Origin of the sequence: Pedobacter cryoconitis (assembly GCF_003259615.1) — a bacterium.
Taxonomy (GTDB): domain Bacteria; phylum Bacteroidota; class Bacteroidia; order Sphingobacteriales; family Sphingobacteriaceae; genus Pedobacter; species Pedobacter cryoconitis.
In genome coordinates this window covers 124,211-140,141 of the sequence record NZ_QLLR01000001.1, presented here as the reverse complement: position 1 = coordinate 140,141, position 15,931 = coordinate 124,211, and the positions used below count along the sequence as shown (strand labels likewise).

Here is a 15,931-nt window from a genome sequence, read left to right as displayed (position 1 = left end):
AGAAATACTGGATGAATCATTCGCGAAGCTCCATAAAAAAGCCCTGTTCCAAATGAATGAAACAGGGCTTCCTATAACAAATATGTGTTTAGTTATCCAGCAATTTTGCTGCATCACTATCCAGGAACCATGTCAGGCTGCCGTCAATCGGATCGATCAATTGGGAAGGATATAATTCAGTGTTCTTAGGCTCGTCTTCAATCACATGTTTAAGCGCATCAGCTTTAGCATCACCAAATACAAGGAAGGCAACATTTTTGGCCTTATTGATCAATGGTGCTGTGAAACTGATTCTGTAGGTCGCTAGTTTCTCCACAAATACACTCTCTACTGTTACTTCCTTGCTGTCTAAAATATCAGTACCCGGGAATAATGAAGCAGTGTGCCCATCATCGCCCATACCTAATAAAATAAGATCAAAAGCAAGGTCAGCACCAGCAAAATGAGCAGTGATTGCTTTAGCATATTCTATTGCAGCCTTTTCAGGAGCTAATGTAGTATCTACAAAAAAGATATGATCATCAGCAACGTTTAAAGGAGCCAATATTGATTTCTTTGCCATTAAGCCATTATAGCTTTCATGTCCGGGCGGAACATTACGTTCATCCCCAATAAAGAAAAATACCTTTGACCAATCTAACTTTTCACGGTAGGTGGTAGACAGTATTTCATATAATTCTTTAGGAGAATTACCGCCAGTCAGTACAAAATTAAAACAATCCTTTTCTGCAATCGCCTTTTCTGCAATTGCGATCACGTAATCTGCTAAATCTTTCAGCAGCTCACTTTTTGTTTTATATATCAATAAGTTCATACTAGTCTTTATCTTTTAAAGGTAAGGTAAACCAGTGGAAACCGTCTCTGGCAATCAGCGCTTCAGCGTCTTCAGGACCCCATGAATCAGCAGGGTAATTCGGGAAGCTCAATGAAGTTTTACTTTCCCACGCATTGATGACAGGCATTAACAATTCCCATGCACTTTCTACCTGATCTGCACGCATAAATTGTGTCTGATCTGCAATCATTACATCCAGTAATAACGTTTCGTAAGCTTCCGGAGCTTCAGAACTATAAGTTCCTTTATAATCAAAAACCATGTCAACAGGATTCAATACCATGTCCAGTCCAGGTCTTTTTGCCTGTACCTGTAAACGGATACTCATTTCTGGCTGAATACTGATGATCAGCCTGTTTTGCTGCCAGTGTTCAGTTACACCTGCAGGGAAAACCTGGTGAGGAACATCCTTAAACTGTATCGTGATAAGAGAAGAAGTCTGGAACAGACGTTTACCTGTACGTACATAGAAAGGAATTCCCTGCCAGCGCCAGTTATCCACGAAGAATTTGGCTGCGGCAAAAGTTTCTGTATTAGACTGTGGTGCCACATCTTTTTCAGAACGGTAACCAGGTACTTCCTTACCCTCAACCCATCCTTTAGAATACTGTCCGCGAACAGTGCTCATGCGAATATCGTCAGGTCCAAAAGGACGCATAGCTTTTAACACATCAACCTTTTTGTTTCTGATTTCATCCGCATCAAAATTGATAGGCGTTTCCATACCAATTAAACAAAGAAGTTGTAAAATGTGATTCTGGATCATATCTCTTAAAGCACCAGCACCATCATAATAACCACCACGATCTCCAACACCTAACTGCTCGGTTACAGAAATCTGTACGTGATCAATATAGGTACGGTTCCAAAGTGGTTCAAGGAATGAATTGGCGAAACGGAAAGCCATGATATTCTGAACAGTTTCTTTACCCAGATAATGGTCAATTCTGTAGATTTGTTTCTCCGTGAAAATTCCGGTTAACAATTTATTTAATTCCTTTGCAGTTTCTAAATCACGACCGAAAGGCTTTTCAATTACGATACGGCAATTTTCTTCATTGCCGGCAAGATCATATTTAGCAATACATTCAGCAATTAGCGGGAATAAATTCGGGGCTACTGCCAGGTAATAAATCACCTGTGTTTTAGGTCCGAATTTTTTCTTAAGCTTTTCAATACTTGTTTTAAGATCCTGAAAAGTTTCAGGAGCAGATACATCTACAGGGTTGTAGTATACGTTTTCTGCAAAACCATCCCATTTTTCTTTTTTAACCTTACCAGCGCGGGAGAAACTATTTACCCCCTCCATAATTGTGTTACGGAACTGTACATCAGTGAGCTTACTTCTCGCTGTTCCGATTATTGCATAATCTTTAGGCATGTAGCCATCAGAATACAAGTTATAAAGTGCTGGCGCAAGTTTGCGCATATTTAAATCCCCAGTGCCACCAAAGATGACAAAAACGGTTGGGTTAAGGCATTGACTTGTTTTCATTAGTGCATATTTTATTTACCGGTGATGCAGCTTGAATGATTCTGTAAAAGCTCATTCAAGCCGCATTTCTTTTATATTACTATTTTGCTGGATTCCAGATCGCATGAAACGTTCCTTCTGCATCAGTACGTTCAAACTGGTGCGCACCAAAAAAGTCTCTTTGTGCCTGAATTAAATTAGAAGGCATTCTTTCTGTTTTTAACGAATCGAAATAGGTTAAAGCAGATGCAAATGCAGGAACAGCTAATCCTGTTAATACCGTGTGGCTAACAACAGATCTCATTCCCGGAAGGATTTCTTCTAATTTTTTTGCGATACCCGCATCTGCATAAAGATGCTCCAGGTCTGGTTGCTTTTTATAAGCCTGGTAAATATCTTCTAAGAATTCAGCTCTGATGATACATCCACCACGCCAGATTTGTGCGATTTCATGTAAATTCAGTTCATATTCATAAGTGATAGATGCCTGCCATAATAAATGAAGACCTTGTGCATAAGAAGAAATAACAGCAAAATATAAAGCCTGCTCCAGCTCAACGATAAATTTATCCTTATCTCCAACAGCATATTTGCCCTGCGTATAAGTCTTGGATAATTTAGTACGTAAGCTTTTGAATTTCGATAAATCTCTTGTACTTACCGCCTCATTGATAGAAGGAATTGGTAACTGTAAATCCATTGACACTTGTGATGTCCATTTTCCAGTACCTTTAGACTTCGCTTCATCTTTAATATAATCAACCAGGTAACCACCTGTTTTTTCATCCTTAAAGGCAAAAATATCTTTGGTTACTTCCAGTAAGAAAGACTGCAGACGGCCATTGTTCCACTGCTCAAATACATCATGAATCTGCTCATTTGAATAGTCAAGCGCATTTTTCATAATGTCGTAAGCCTCAGCTAACAACTGCATCATGGCATATTCTATACCATTGTGTACCATTTTCACAAAATGACCTGAAGCTCCGGGGCCGATATAAGCCACGCACGGATCACCATTTACTTTAGCTGAAACAGCTTCAAGAATCTCTTTCATTTCTCCATAAGCAGTTTTATCACCACCTGGCATAATGCTAGGACCGAAACGTGCACCTTCTTCACCACCAGAAATTCCCATGCCGAAGAAATGGATTCCCTGGCCAGAAAGGTCAGCAGCTCTTTTGCTGGTGTCCGTGAAATGAGAGTTTCCACTATCAATAATAATATCGCCTTTATCCAGTAAAGGTAAAAGCTCCAGAATGACACTGTCAACAATTGGCCCTGCAGGTACAAGAAGCATAATTCTTCTTGGTAACTCCAGACTTCCAATAAAATCTTCTAATGAGCTGTAGGCCGTAAGATTATGCTTTGCACCATCTTCCTTAAGTTTCTGGATCATTTTCTGATCCTTGTCATAACCTGTTACTGCAAAGCCTTTATCGGCCATGTTCAGCAATAAATTGCGGCCCATTGTACCAAGGCCTATCATTCCTAATGTGAATTTACTTTCCATTTGTTGTATTTGATTTTGGATAGGTAGTGAAAACGTGATATTTTTCTTTAGCAGCCCATAATTTTGCACCGCCTTTTATACCATCCCTATTAGAAACAAGATGAATATTATGTTCTAGTTCAAAATTGATGTGTTTAGAATTTCCGCCTCCAAGATAGAGCTCATCATAGTTAAACACTGTTTTATAAATTTCTATAATTCGTTTTAGTCTTTCATTCCATTTCTTGTCGCCTTCTTTCTGAAAGGCCTTCTCACCGATGTAATCGTCATAATCCTTATTTTTTGATACCGGAAGATGAGAAAGTTCAAGATGCGGAAGTAATTCTCCGTCAAAAGTTAAAGCTGTACCGAAACCTGTACCTAAAGTAAGTACGATTTCAAAACCTTTACCGCTTATAATACCCAGCGCCTGTTGATCGGCATCATTAATTAACCGGACAGGTTTTCCTAAATCATCACTGATACGTTGTGCAAGCGGATAACCTGCCCATTTGTTTTTCGCTAAGTTAGGAGCTGTTTCTACGATACCACATTTTACATAGCCAGGAAAACCAATCGCTATTTTACTGTAAGGGGTAAGCGGGGTAACCAATTCATGAATAACTTTAATTACATTTTCAGGAGTAGAATCCTTAGGTGTTGGCAGTTTAGTATACTCAGAGAATAGTTCGCCATTTTCTTTTAAGATACAGGCCTTGATACCGGTGCCGCCAATATCAATTGATAAAATATTGGTACTCTCTTTTTCTTGCTCGTTGTTGGCCATATTTCTTTTTTTATGAATATTGCTTTTTTTGCCTTGCTGCCAATGTTTGACATCTCAAATTAACAAATTTCCAGCCATATAAAACCAGAAACCCGATAAGAATGCCCAATTATCGGGCATAATTGACGAAAAATTCAATAAAGCATATTTAAACGTGAATTTAGCGGTTAATTTGATATATATATGACTTTTTAACTGATTTATACAATTATTTATATTGCCCTAAAATATCAATTTTATCAGATAAAGATATGCCGCCGGGGTTACATCCGGGTTTGCCTTCAGGAACTTCCATGTTTAAGTGTTCAAAATACACTTTCCATACCGGAAAATAAGCACCCGAACCAGGTTCTTTATAAGCCATCGGGAATAATTTGAAAAAAGGCTTGTCCTTGTTCGCTGCTTTGAACGCATCATATATCAACTCAGAACAATAATATTTTCCATTATCATATAAATACTGATCATCATAAGGCACACCCATCTGCGTCATTGAAAATGCCAGTGCTGCAGGTATTATTTTTTGATAAACCGGTTTTAATCTTCCTACATAATGCGGATGAGTTGATTTGGACAAAAATATTTGCAGTGGGGTAAGATGTACGTTTTTACCAGAAGCTTCGATGACCAGAATACTATCATTTCTAAGCAGGACCATTCCCATATGACTGAATTTATTTCCCTGGTAACCTTGTGTAACTGCATTGATTGCATCACATAAAGGGCCGCAGTCTAAATTCTGGAAAATCAGGTCACCGGATTTTAATTGAATATTTTCCTGTGCTTTTGCATGAAATGATAAAAACAAGGCTGATAAAACACAAATTAATAAGTTACGCATGGTTGATTTAATAAGACATTTCTTCATTTATTGTATAAGCTGGCGGAGGGAGGAAAAAGCTATCTGCTAAAGTTACCTGCTCAATTAAATTCGCTTTGATACCGATGTTGAGCCCTTTAGATAAAGTTCCGATGGCTAATGCACAGCCAGGTACACTTTTTAAATAACTGTACTGCTGCCAGTATAAACGGGGAAGTTCGGGTGCATACCAAACCGTAATTACATTTTCCGGAGAATGAGGATTAACAAAAATAGCTTTCTTACAAGCTTTGCCGGCAATCACCATCGTACCTGCTTTCAACTGCATCACGAAATCAGCAGAACTGATCACCATCATAGAATCTCCTGCCATTGCAGTTTGTATATTGGGCATTGCAGCAGGATACTTCGTTGCAACCTGGGCTATAGTGTCCAATAAATAACTTACGGTATCTCTTTTATCAGCTATGGTGATTCCTCCGCCTAATCCCCTTTGCTCTACCCTGATATACTCAGGACTCAGATAACAAATCAAAGGAGGGCTGTCATCCGAAGATCCGGATAATGATTTGGCTAATTCCATCATGGCAAGCTGCCCCTGGTCATGTTTTGAAGAAGCCTCTTTTTGCTGCGGCTCACCGAAGTCCAGTGCATAGCTTATTTTCCATGCAGCAACACTTTTTACTTTTTTTAACTGCTGCCCGTTAGCGAAAAAAGCCAATAGCATGAGGAGCGGTAGGAGGTAGCTCTTTTTGTAGTTCAAAATAAGGTGTATTTATTATACAATGGTACAAAAAAAAGAGGTATTGTTTGATATTCACAGGAATTGGCTTAACAATATATTGAGTTTTTACATTGTATTGTTTCTTTTTCAACAGGATATTGCAGTTTTCTATATAAAAAGATTAATCTGAATAAAATATAGTTGCGTTCTTTTAGATTACTTTTCTAAATACGCTTGTCAGGTGTTGGTTTGTCGTTATTTTATGATATTTTTATAGTTGTGGATTATTTTTTCTCTGAATATTCTTAATTAATAGATTTTAATTAGGTTTACTTATAACGTTTGCTGTTTTTTAAAAGAAAAGATCTGCAATTGAATGCTTCAGGTGAAATTTGTTGTGTTTATTGTTGGATTATTGTAAATTCATAGTTTATGGGCATGTATGGTGAGTATTCAGATAGTGAACTGATTGAATTATTAAAATCCGGTGATCGTTTAGCATTTACTGAAATTTATAACCGGTATTGGAGTGTCCTGTATGCACAAGTTTATAAGATGCTCAGGGACCAGGACGATGCGAAAGATGTTATTCAGGAAATATTCAGTAAGTTGTGGATAAACGCTGCAGCCATTAAATCCAATCATAATCTGGGCGGCCTTTTGTACACTGCAGCAAGAAATAAAGTATTGAATAGTATTGAAAAAAGTAAAGTCCGCCATGACTATGCAAAATCTATTGCTGCTTTTGTCTCAGAAACAGATCCTGATACTATCGATAAACTTGATGAAAAAAGGCTCAGTAAAATTATTGAGCATGAAATTCAAAGTCTGCCCCCAAAAATGCGGGAGATTTTTGAAATGAGCCGTAAAGAAAACCTTTCCCACAAGGAGATTGCTGAAAAGCTGAATCTGTCAGATCAGACGGTGAAAAAGCAAGTACAAAATGCACTGAAAATTATCAGGCCAAGAATTGAACAAATAGGATTTAGCCTGGCCATTTTAATTATTTTCAGATAATTACCAATTCATCTACCCCCTGATTCATCCTGAGCGGTTATTGTTATAAATAAGCACTAACCAGATGATGATGAATGATCAGGAAGCACTAAATCTTCTTAGTAAATATAATTCAGGCACGGCTACAGATTTAGAAATCAAACTATTAGAGAACTGGTATAGCGCAGAAATTCTGAAACAAGAACTTTCTGAGTCTGAACAGGATTTCAGTCATTTGAAGGAAGAAATCTGGGAAGGAACGCTGCAACGTGCAAAACTGACTGAACATGAACCTGAAATCTCTGAAAAAAGACAGGTCAGGTCAAACAAACGCTGGTATCAGTTTGCTGCGGCAGCTGCGGTACTCCTTATTGGTATCGGTTATTTATTTAACAGACATTCAGCGGCGCAAAACAGCCTTTCCAAAACTCTTGAAATAGCTAATCAGATCACAGCAGGTAAAAATATGGCTACCCTGACACTCGCCAACGGACAACGGATTATTTTATCTGATGGTCTTAAAGGTAAATTGGCAGAAGAAGCCGGGGTCAGCATTACCAAAACAAATGACGGAGAACTTATTTATACCGTAGTTTCAAAACCAGGTAAAGCAGCGGCATCTAATTCCGGATACAACACAATTTCCACTGCCGCCGGGGAAAACTACCAGGTGATTTTGCCAGATGGATCGAAAATAAAACTCAACGCATTATCCTCTTTAAAATATCCCGCTTCATTTGCTTTTCAAACAGACCGTAAAGTAGAACTCACCGGAGAAGCCTATTTTGAAGTGGCGAAAGATAAAAACCATCCTTTTAAAGTTAAGACCAGTTCCCAGGAAGTTGAAGTACTGGGTACCCACTTTAATATTTGCAGTTATGCAGATCATGCCAGTACTCAAACCACTTTATTAGAGGGATCAGTAAAAGTGTCTCCACTGCACTATGCCGACGCAAAAGAAAGAGCTGCACATGCAGTTTTGTTAAAACCAGGAGAAAAAGCCATACAGCTTGCAAACAGCATTACGATGGTGCCTGCTGATGTGGAAGAAGCTATCGCCTGGAAAGAAGGTTGGTTCTACTTTAAAAGCACTAATCTTCATGATGTATTGAGTGAAGCCGCAAAATGGTATGACCTGGAAATTATTTACCGGGATGGTGTACCAACCGACCGGTTTACAGGGAAGATCCCTAAAAATGCCAGCCTTGGCAAGTTCATCAAGCTATTACAGCTCAGCGATATTAAGTTTAATATCGAGGGCAGAAAAATGATAATCAACTAATCAATCAACCACAAACCAAACTTACATGAAAAAAATCTACAGAGACGACGGGTTATATTAAACAACAGGGTCCCCTGTGAAAAACAGAAACCCCGATGGCGATCGGAGCTTCTGAAAAGACTGGGCCAACCCTTTAACAATTTCTGCAAACAGTTTAATCATCAACCCAATCCAAACAAAAATATGAATAATATTATTCATTGCCCCCTGCTGTCCAAAAATTGGCAGGGCTACAATCAAATTTGGCGAACCATGAAGGTAACCTTCGTTCTTCTATTCTCAGTTCTAATGCACGTAAGTGCAGCTGGAATTGCCCAGAACATCAATCTTAATAAAAAAAACACCGCATTAACCCAAGTCTTCACCGATTTAGGTAAGCAGAGCGGTTATCAGTTTTTTTATAATGAACGTTTGCTGGAAAAAGCAAGTAAAGTAGACATCACTATTATAAACGGAACCTTAGACGAGGCTTTAAAACTGTGTTTCAAAAATCAACCCTTTTCTTATGAAATCGTTGATAAAACTGTTGTAGTCAAAGAAAAGGAGAAGTCTATCATAGATAAGATTGCAGCTTACCTGGCTATAATTGAAGTTAGAGGACGCGTAACCGACAAGGACGGCCAGCCTGTTCCCGGAGCAATTGTCAAAGAAAACGGGAAAACAACTTCTACCACAACTGATGCAAACGGAGAATATCATCTTAAAGTAGATGAAAATGCTACGTTAAGATTTTCTTATGTAGGCTATAAAACAGAAGAAATTGCTGTTGGCGGGAAAACCCTGATCAATGTGAGTTTAAAAGAAGATGTGAATTCATTGAAAGAAGTTGGTATCACGACAGGATACCAGACCATTAACAAAAAACTATTTACAGGCTCTTCAGTAACACTCAAAGGAACAGACATTAAACAAGACGGTATTACAGATGTGAGCCGGATGCTGGAAGGCCGTGTAGCTGGTGTATCCGTACAAAACGTATCAGGTACATTCGGAGCCGCACCAAAAATCAGGGTAAGGGGTGCAACCTCTATTACCGGAGACAATAAACCTTTATGGGTTGTTGACGGGGTAGTGCTGGAAGATGTCGTTAATATTTCTAATGAGCAGTTGTCCTCAGGTGATGTCAATACCCTGGTTGGATCTTCTGTTGCAGGGCTGAATGCGGATGATATAGAAAGCTTTACCATCCTGAAAGACGCAGCTGCAACCGCTCAGTATGGCGCAAGAGCGATGAATGGTGTGGTTGTAATTACTACTAAAAAAGGGCATATAGGAAAAACCAAAGTTTCTTATACAGGAAATTTCTCTACCAGTTTAAAGCCGAGCTACAGCAATTACAACATTATGAACTCTGCAGACCAGATGTCAGTTTATTCAGAGCTGGAACGTAAAGGATGGCTTAATCTGGGTAAAACTTCAAGAAATGCAGATGGTGGCGTTTTTACCAAAATGTACCAGGAGATTAACAATTATGACGCAAGTTCAGGGAAATTCGGGCTAGTGAATACTCCTGAAGCTAAAAACGCATTTCTTCAGCGTTATGCAACGGCGAATACAGATTGGTTTGACCTTTTATTTAAGAACTCCCTTCAACAGGAACATTCCTTAAGTATCTCTACAGGAACCGAGAAATCACAGTTGTACTTCTCTACCAGTTACCTGAATGATAACGGTTGGGCAATGGGAAATAAAGTAGACCGTATTACAACAAATATGAATGCGAACTTTAACCTGTCTGATAAACTGACTGTCAACTTTATTACCACATCATCTATTCGGGAGCAGAAAGCACCGGGTACTGTTGGCAGGGTAAGTAACCCGGTAGAAGGGAAGTATTCCAGAGATTTTGATATTAACCCTTTCAGTTATTCCCTGAATACCAGCAGAACGATGACTGCCTTTGATCAAAATGGAAATAGAGAATATTTTCCAAGGAACTTCGCACCATTCAATATTTTATCAGAGCTGGAAAACAATACGCTGGATGTGAATTTATTAGACTTTAAACTACAAGGTGGTTTGAATTATAAAATTAATCCGCATTTGAAATATGACTTCATGGCATCGATGCGCTATGTAAAAAGTGGAAACGAGCATAAAGTAAGAGAAGATTCTAATATGGCCAATGCTTACAGGGCAGCCGGAGATTCTTACGTTCAGGAAAATAACCGTTTTCTTTACCGTGATCCGGAACATCCGGAATTGCAGCCGGTTGTGGTGTTGCCTTATGGTGGTTTCTATGATACCCAGGATGACTATTTAAAAGCTTATATGGTCAGAAACTCCCTGGAATACAACAATACATTTAATGAAAACCATTTAATTAACGTTTATGTAGCTCAGGAAACCAGGATTGCTAACCGTCAATCCCGTAGTAATATCGGTTATGGTTATCAGTACAGTAAAGGAGGAGAACCATTTATTGATCCTGATATTCTTAAACAAGCCGTTTTAGGTAACTCCAATTACTATTCTATGGGGCATATCTATGATCGTTTTGCTGCTTTTATGGGAAGGGCTGCTTACTCTTATAAAGGAAAATACTCTTTAAACGCGACAGCCAGGTACGACGGTTCTAATCAGCTTGGTAAATCTGCTAATGCACGCTGGTTGCCTACATGGAACGTTTCGGGAGCATGGAACGTGGATACAGAAGATTTTATGCAAAAACAAAACCTGATCAGTCGTTTAACACTTAGAGCTACCTACGGTTTAACCGCAAGTTTGGGAAGTGCAACCAATTCAGCTTTAGTCCTGAAAAATGGAAGTGCTATTCGTCCATATATCAACGATAAAGAATCTGTGATGAATATAAATTATATCCAGAACGATGAATTAACGTGGGAAAAACAATATGAAACAAATATTGGAGTAGACCTTGGGTTGTTTAAAGACAGGTTAAACTTAACTGTTGATGTTTATAAAAGAAACGGTTTTGATCTGATCAGTCCAATCAGGACTTCTGGTATAGGTGGTCAGTACCTGACAACTGCAAATTATGCAAATATGCAGACTAAGGGGATTGAAGTTAGTGTAAGTGGTAAAATTATAGATCACAAAGACTGGAAATGGAGAAGTAACTTCAATTTTGCAATTAATACCAATAAAGTTACCAATTTAAAAAGCCCTCAGAATATCTTCAGCCTGGTTACTGCTGATGGCGGCCCTCAGCAGGGATACCCTTACAGAGGATTGTATTCTATAGATTTTCAAGGGCTTAACCACGATACAGGAATACCGACTTTTCTTGATCAGGACGGAAAATTAAGCAATGACGTTTATCTTCAAAGTGATGTAACCAAGTACCTTAAATATGAAGGACCTACTGATCCTAAATTAATGGGTGGTTTTATGAATACAATCTCTTATAAAGGATTTACATTAAATACATTGTTCACCTTTTCTGCAGGTAATAAAATCAGGCTGAATCCTTTCTTTGCCACTTCTTACTCAGATCTGGATGCTTTGCCAACAGAATTTAAAGATCGCTGGGTATTACCAGGGGATGAGGCTTTCACCAATATACCCTCTATTCCAGACGTAAGCCAGGCTTCAGCAATTTCTGGTAAATATCCTTATAACGCTTATAATTATTCAAGTGCAAGAGTAGCTGATGGTGGATTTATCCGCTTAAAACAAGTCTCTCTGAGTTATAGCTTTAAAGATAGAATCGCTAAAATCATAGGTGCAAATAATGCCTCTCTGAGTTTAGTAGCCAATAACTTCTGGTTAATCTATTCTGATAAAAAGTTAAGAGGACAGGACCCTGAATTTTTTGCTTCTGGAGGAGTAGCCTTACCGATTCCAAAACAATATACTGTTTCCTTAAAAGTTGGATTTTAATTAAAAAGAACCAAGATGAAATTACGTCAAATCTCTATATACACCCTGTTTTTTACGACACTGTCATTGAGCAGTTGTAAAAAAATGCTGGATCATCAGCCAGATGACCGGACTGAGTTAAACTCTCCGGTTAAAGTATCCGAATTGCTTGCCAATGCCTATCCGCACCTTAACTATATCCCATTTGCAGAAGCAATGAGTGATAATGCTTTGGATAAAGGAACATCTACCCTGGAAAGAGTCAATGAGTATCCCTGGAAATACATGGATCAGATAGATGCCAATACTACAGACAATCCTCCTTCTTACTGGATGGCCTGTTATAAAGCAATATCTGCGGCCAATTATGCGCTGGATGCCATTAATACTGCAGGCGATCAGTCAGCAGCATCTTATTCAGCCAGTAAGGGAGAGGCCCTTGTTGCCCGTGCCTATGCACATTTTATGCTGGTTACTTTTTTTGCAAAAACATATGATCCCGCTACAGCAGCATCAGATTCTGGAATTCCTTATGTTACCCAGGCGCAAAAAGTTGTGGAAGGTAAATATGAGCGTGGAACAGTTGCCAGTGTTTATGATCAGATTCAAAAAGATCTGGAAACAGGATTACCCTTAATTCAGAACAATAGCTACCGTATTCCTAAATTTCACTTTACTACGGAAGCCGCACATGCTTTTGCTACCCGTTTTTTCTTATTTAAAAAGGATTATGCAAAAGTAATTGAACATGCCAATGCTGTATTTCCTGGTAGCGCGATCAAGGATAACTTAAGACCATGGAATACTGTTTATAACGGTCTGGGTTATTACGAACTTCAGGCTACCTATACCCAGTCGACTGAGCCAGCCAATCTTTTATTACAAGAAGCAGCTACCTCATGGGGAAGAAGTTACGCTGGTTATAATTACGGCCTGGCCGGGTCTAACATCTTACAAGTCATCGGAGCCGCGGGAAATGCGTCCGGCGTAGCATTAGCCATGGGTAATAAGATTTTTAGTGATGACACCCATTATAACCTGCCTAAGTTTACAGAGAATTTTGTGAAACAGACATTGAGTGCTACCATTGGTGAACCTTACAATACAATTCCTCTGCTTACCGCAGAAGAAGTCTTGTTTAACCGCGCTGAAGCTAATATTATGCTGAATAAAAACCAGGATGCAATCGCTGACCTGGATACTTATTTGTCAACCAGAATTATTGGCTACAGATTGAGCGTTCATAAGTTTTCAGAAACAAAAGCGAAAGCTTTCTCTCCGGCACTTAGTCTTCAGAATGCTATGGTGGCTGCTGTATTAAGCTTTAAGAAATTGGAGTATTTACATGAAGGCATGAGGTGGCTTGATATTCTTCGTTTGAAAATTCCAGTTGTACATTCCTCTGTTGATGGCAGGACCATTATTACTTTAGGGGCAGATGATCCAAGAAGAGTATGTCAGCTTCCGCAAGAAGCTATTGCATCAGGACTGGCACCAAATCCACGTTAATTTTTTAAACCTAAGAACATGAAGAAGAATTTAATAGTAATGGTGGTTGCTATACTGATCACAGGATATTTTACCGGCTGCAAAAAGAAGGAAGATTTAAGTACGCCACTAGTTGGACTAGGTGGTGATACCTGGGCAAAAGGACCACTTGATGATTGGATCAGTACCAATTATACGACTCCTTATAATATGGAAATTAAGTATAAATGGGACCGGTCTGAACTGGGTGAAATCAATAAAGATGTTGTGCCCATTCTGGAATCGAAAGTGATCCCGGTACTGGAAACCATTAAGTCTGGATGGATTAATCCTTACGTTGATATAAAGGGAGGCGATTTCTTCAAGAAATATGTGCAGAAACAAATCTATATGGTAGGTAGTGCACAATACAACAGCAATGGATCTATCACATTGGGTGTTGCAGAATCAGGCCGCAAGGTCACACTAATGGTTTTAAACGATTTTCAAAAAGGGAACAGAAGCTCGGTTGAAAGAATATTGCATACTATGCACCATGAATTTGGTCATATACTGAATCAGAATATTGCAGTGACCTCAGACTATCAGCGTATTACTGCTGGCAGTTATTCGGCGACCTGGTTTAATATTGCTGAAGAAGACGCGAATTCTATGGGCTTTATTTCTTCTTATGCGATGGCGAGTAAAGATGAGGATTTTGTAGAGATGTTATCTATCATGCTGGTTGATGGAGAAGATAACTTTCAAGCGTTAATTGCTACGCTGGAACCTGATGCTCAGGCAAAATTGCTAAAGAAAAAATCTATTGTGATTTCCTATTTGAAAAGTGCATTTGGAATTGATTTCGTTGCCTTGCAAAATAAAGTGCAAGCCGAAATCAATACCATGGCACCGCTAAAAAAATAACGTTTTCTAATCCTTTAATTTCCTAGAACGATGAAGAATTTAATCTACATATTTTTATTGGCAGCGGTTTTTTCCGCTTGCCGAAAAGACGATTCCAAGCCTGTGAATGGCACCGTTGATGAGCGGATAGAGGCTTCAATGACAGCCTATCAGACACAATTGGCCTCGGCCAAATTTGGCTGGAAAGGATTTCTGAATACCGGCTCAAATGGCGTTTATACATTCCTGTTTAATTTTAATGATAAAAACAGGGTAACTATGTCTGCAGACTATGACCCTGCGGCATTAGAGAGCTCTTACCGCTTAAAGGCTTTGCAGCAGCCGAGCTTATTGTTTGATACATATTCTACACTGCATAAATTGCAGGACCCTGATCCCTCCAAGTTTAACGGTGCGCCAGGCGCGGGTAAAGGAGCAGACTTTGAGTTCAGATTTGTTTCCGCAACTGCTGATACCATTAAATTGGAAGGCTTGTTTAATCAAACCCCGCTTGTGCTGGTCAGGTCAGCTTCTGAAGAAGAAAATAAAGCTGTGTTTGCCGGAATTACCCGGATGAAAACAGTGTTGTCTAACCTTAAAACTTACTTTAAGAGAATTACAATAGCCGGAATAACTTATGAAGTGAGATTTGATCTTCCAACCAGTACGATTTCATTTTCAAGTTATGAAAACGGGGCGCGTAAAACTGTAACCAGCGGATTTTATACCGATGGAACCAGAATTGGATTTTTTAAACCCTTAGTATTAGGTAATACTACCTTGAATGAATTGAAAGATATTAACATGGATTCAGGAGCTGGAATAGTAAATGCAACTGCTTTAGGAACTAAAGTTCAGTTCACGCAAGCGATAGCGCCCCTGGTATATGATAAGACTGTAGTAGATTTTTTCCTGAACAACCCTTCTAATCTAGGTTTATATTGGGATGCAAGTGACGGATTTACGATTTCAGGCGTACAGGATGCCTTTAATTTAAATGGAAGTATTCCGGGTTTTGAAGGATTATACTTCTTTCCAAAACTGAATTTGAATGGAACACTGACTCAGTCTTTCAGATTTTACAGTGCGGTTGGTTATGTGGGACATATTCTTGCTTACCCTGCCGTAAAAATTCAGGATGGTAAAATACTGTTTAATGCGACAGCACTTTATAACAGTGTTACGAATGTTAAAATGAGGACAGCGCAGCAAAATACAGCAATTGTACTGCAACAGCCAGAAGGCTTTTATTTAATCAATACAGGCTTGCAAAAGTATGATTTGGTGAATGTAAAAGATGCAACAGCATGGTTGTCATTTAAATAA

Annotated in this window: 12 protein-coding genes; 6 read left to right on the top strand and 6 right to left on the bottom strand. The window is 38.9% G+C overall.

Annotation, left to right across the window (positions count from 1 at the left end):
* Positions 1–88: 88 nt before the first annotated feature.
* The 6 genes from pgl to LY11_RS00555 all read right to left on the bottom strand — a co-directional run bounded on the left by pgl (position 89) and on the right by LY11_RS00555 (position 6,171).
* On the bottom strand, positions 89–814 hold the full coding sequence (gene pgl / locus LY11_RS00580; RefSeq protein ID WP_111631797.1) for a 6-phosphogluconolactonase: 726 nt from the start codon (positions 812–814) through the stop codon (positions 89–91).
* Position 815: 1 nt separating this feature from the next.
* Positions 816–2,330, bottom strand: a complete 1,515-nt coding sequence (gene zwf, locus LY11_RS00575; protein WP_111631796.1) for a glucose-6-phosphate dehydrogenase — start codon at positions 2,328–2,330, stop codon at positions 816–818.
* Positions 2,331–2,409: 79 nt separating this feature from the next.
* Positions 2,410–3,822 (bottom strand): NADP-dependent phosphogluconate dehydrogenase, encoded by a 1,413-nt coding sequence (gene gndA / locus LY11_RS00570; protein WP_111631795.1) that lies wholly within the window; start codon positions 3,820–3,822, stop codon positions 2,410–2,412.
* The gene (locus LY11_RS00565; protein WP_111631794.1) at positions 3,812–4,588 is read right to left on the bottom strand and encodes an ROK family protein; all 777 of its coding nucleotides are present in this window, start codon (positions 4,586–4,588) and stop codon (positions 3,812–3,814) included. Before LY11_RS00565 ends, gndA begins: the two co-directional genes overlap by 11 nt.
* 208 nt (positions 4,589–4,796) lie before the next feature.
* Positions 4,797–5,429 carry a YiiX/YebB-like N1pC/P60 family cysteine hydrolase gene (locus tag LY11_RS00560; RefSeq protein ID WP_111632223.1) on the bottom strand — a complete coding sequence of 211 codons (633 nt, stop codon included), beginning with the start codon at positions 5,427–5,429 and terminating at the stop codon, positions 4,797–4,799.
* A 7-nt stretch (positions 5,430–5,436) separates the two neighbouring features.
* A complete protein-coding gene (locus LY11_RS00555; RefSeq protein WP_146610775.1) occupies positions 5,437–6,171 on the bottom strand; it encodes a hypothetical protein in 735 nt (244 codons plus the stop codon).
* Between the two features lie 393 nt (positions 6,172–6,564).
* On the opposite strand from LY11_RS00555, the gene LY11_RS00550 reads away from it, so the two are divergent.
* The 6 genes from LY11_RS00550 (at position 6,565) to LY11_RS00525 (ending at position 15,931) form a co-directional block, all read left to right on the top strand.
* A complete protein-coding gene (locus LY11_RS00550) occupies positions 6,565–7,149 on the top strand; it encodes an RNA polymerase sigma factor (protein ID WP_111631792.1) in 585 nt (194 codons plus the stop codon).
* A 64-nt stretch (positions 7,150–7,213) separates the two neighbouring features.
* Positions 7,214–8,410, top strand: coding sequence for a FecR family protein (locus tag LY11_RS00545; protein WP_111631791.1), 1,197 nt, complete (start codon positions 7,214–7,216; stop codon positions 8,408–8,410).
* Between the two features lie 288 nt (positions 8,411–8,698).
* On the top strand, positions 8,699–12,253 hold the full coding sequence (locus tag LY11_RS00540; protein ID WP_245952535.1) for a SusC/RagA family TonB-linked outer membrane protein: 3,555 nt from the start codon (positions 8,699–8,701) through the stop codon (positions 12,251–12,253).
* Positions 12,254–12,268: 15 nt separating this feature from the next.
* Complete coding sequence (locus LY11_RS00535) at positions 12,269–13,741, top strand: RagB/SusD family nutrient uptake outer membrane protein (RefSeq protein ID WP_111631790.1); 1,473 nt, start codon at positions 12,269–12,271, stop codon at positions 13,739–13,741.
* A gap of 18 nt (positions 13,742–13,759) precedes the next feature.
* Positions 13,760–14,626, top strand: a complete 867-nt coding sequence (locus LY11_RS00530; protein ID WP_111631789.1) for a zinc-binding metallopeptidase — start codon at positions 13,760–13,762, stop codon at positions 14,624–14,626.
* A gap of 30 nt (positions 14,627–14,656) precedes the next feature.
* Complete coding sequence (locus tag LY11_RS00525) at positions 14,657–15,931, top strand: DUF4302 domain-containing protein (RefSeq protein ID WP_111631788.1); 1,275 nt, start codon at positions 14,657–14,659, stop codon at positions 15,929–15,931.

Coding starts and splice junctions, on each gene's coding strand:
- zwf (WP_111631796.1), bottom strand. CDS start 2,330: ATGAAAACAAGTCAATGCCTTAACCCAACCGTTTTTGTCATCTTTGGT.
- LY11_RS00550 (WP_111631792.1), top strand. CDS start 6,565: ATGGGCATGTATGGTGAGTATTCAGATAGTGAACTGATTGAATTATTA.
- LY11_RS00540 (WP_245952535.1), top strand. CDS start 8,699: ATGCACGTAAGTGCAGCTGGAATTGCCCAGAACATCAATCTTAATAAA.
- gndA (WP_111631795.1), bottom strand. CDS start 3,822: ATGGAAAGTAAATTCACATTAGGAATGATAGGCCTTGGTACAATGGGC.
- LY11_RS00560 (WP_111632223.1), bottom strand. CDS start 5,429: ATGCGTAACTTATTAATTTGTGTTTTATCAGCCTTGTTTTTATCATTT.
- LY11_RS00565 (WP_111631794.1), bottom strand. CDS start 4,588: ATGGCCAACAACGAGCAAGAAAAAGAGAGTACCAATATTTTATCAATT.
- LY11_RS00525 (WP_111631788.1), top strand. CDS start 14,657: ATGAAGAATTTAATCTACATATTTTTATTGGCAGCGGTTTTTTCCGCT.
- LY11_RS00535 (WP_111631790.1), top strand. CDS start 12,269: ATGAAATTACGTCAAATCTCTATATACACCCTGTTTTTTACGACACTG.
- LY11_RS00545 (WP_111631791.1), top strand. CDS start 7,214: ATGATGATGAATGATCAGGAAGCACTAAATCTTCTTAGTAAATATAAT.
- pgl (WP_111631797.1), bottom strand. CDS start 814: ATGAACTTATTGATATATAAAACAAAAAGTGAGCTGCTGAAAGATTTA.
- LY11_RS00530 (WP_111631789.1), top strand. CDS start 13,760: ATGAAGAAGAATTTAATAGTAATGGTGGTTGCTATACTGATCACAGGA.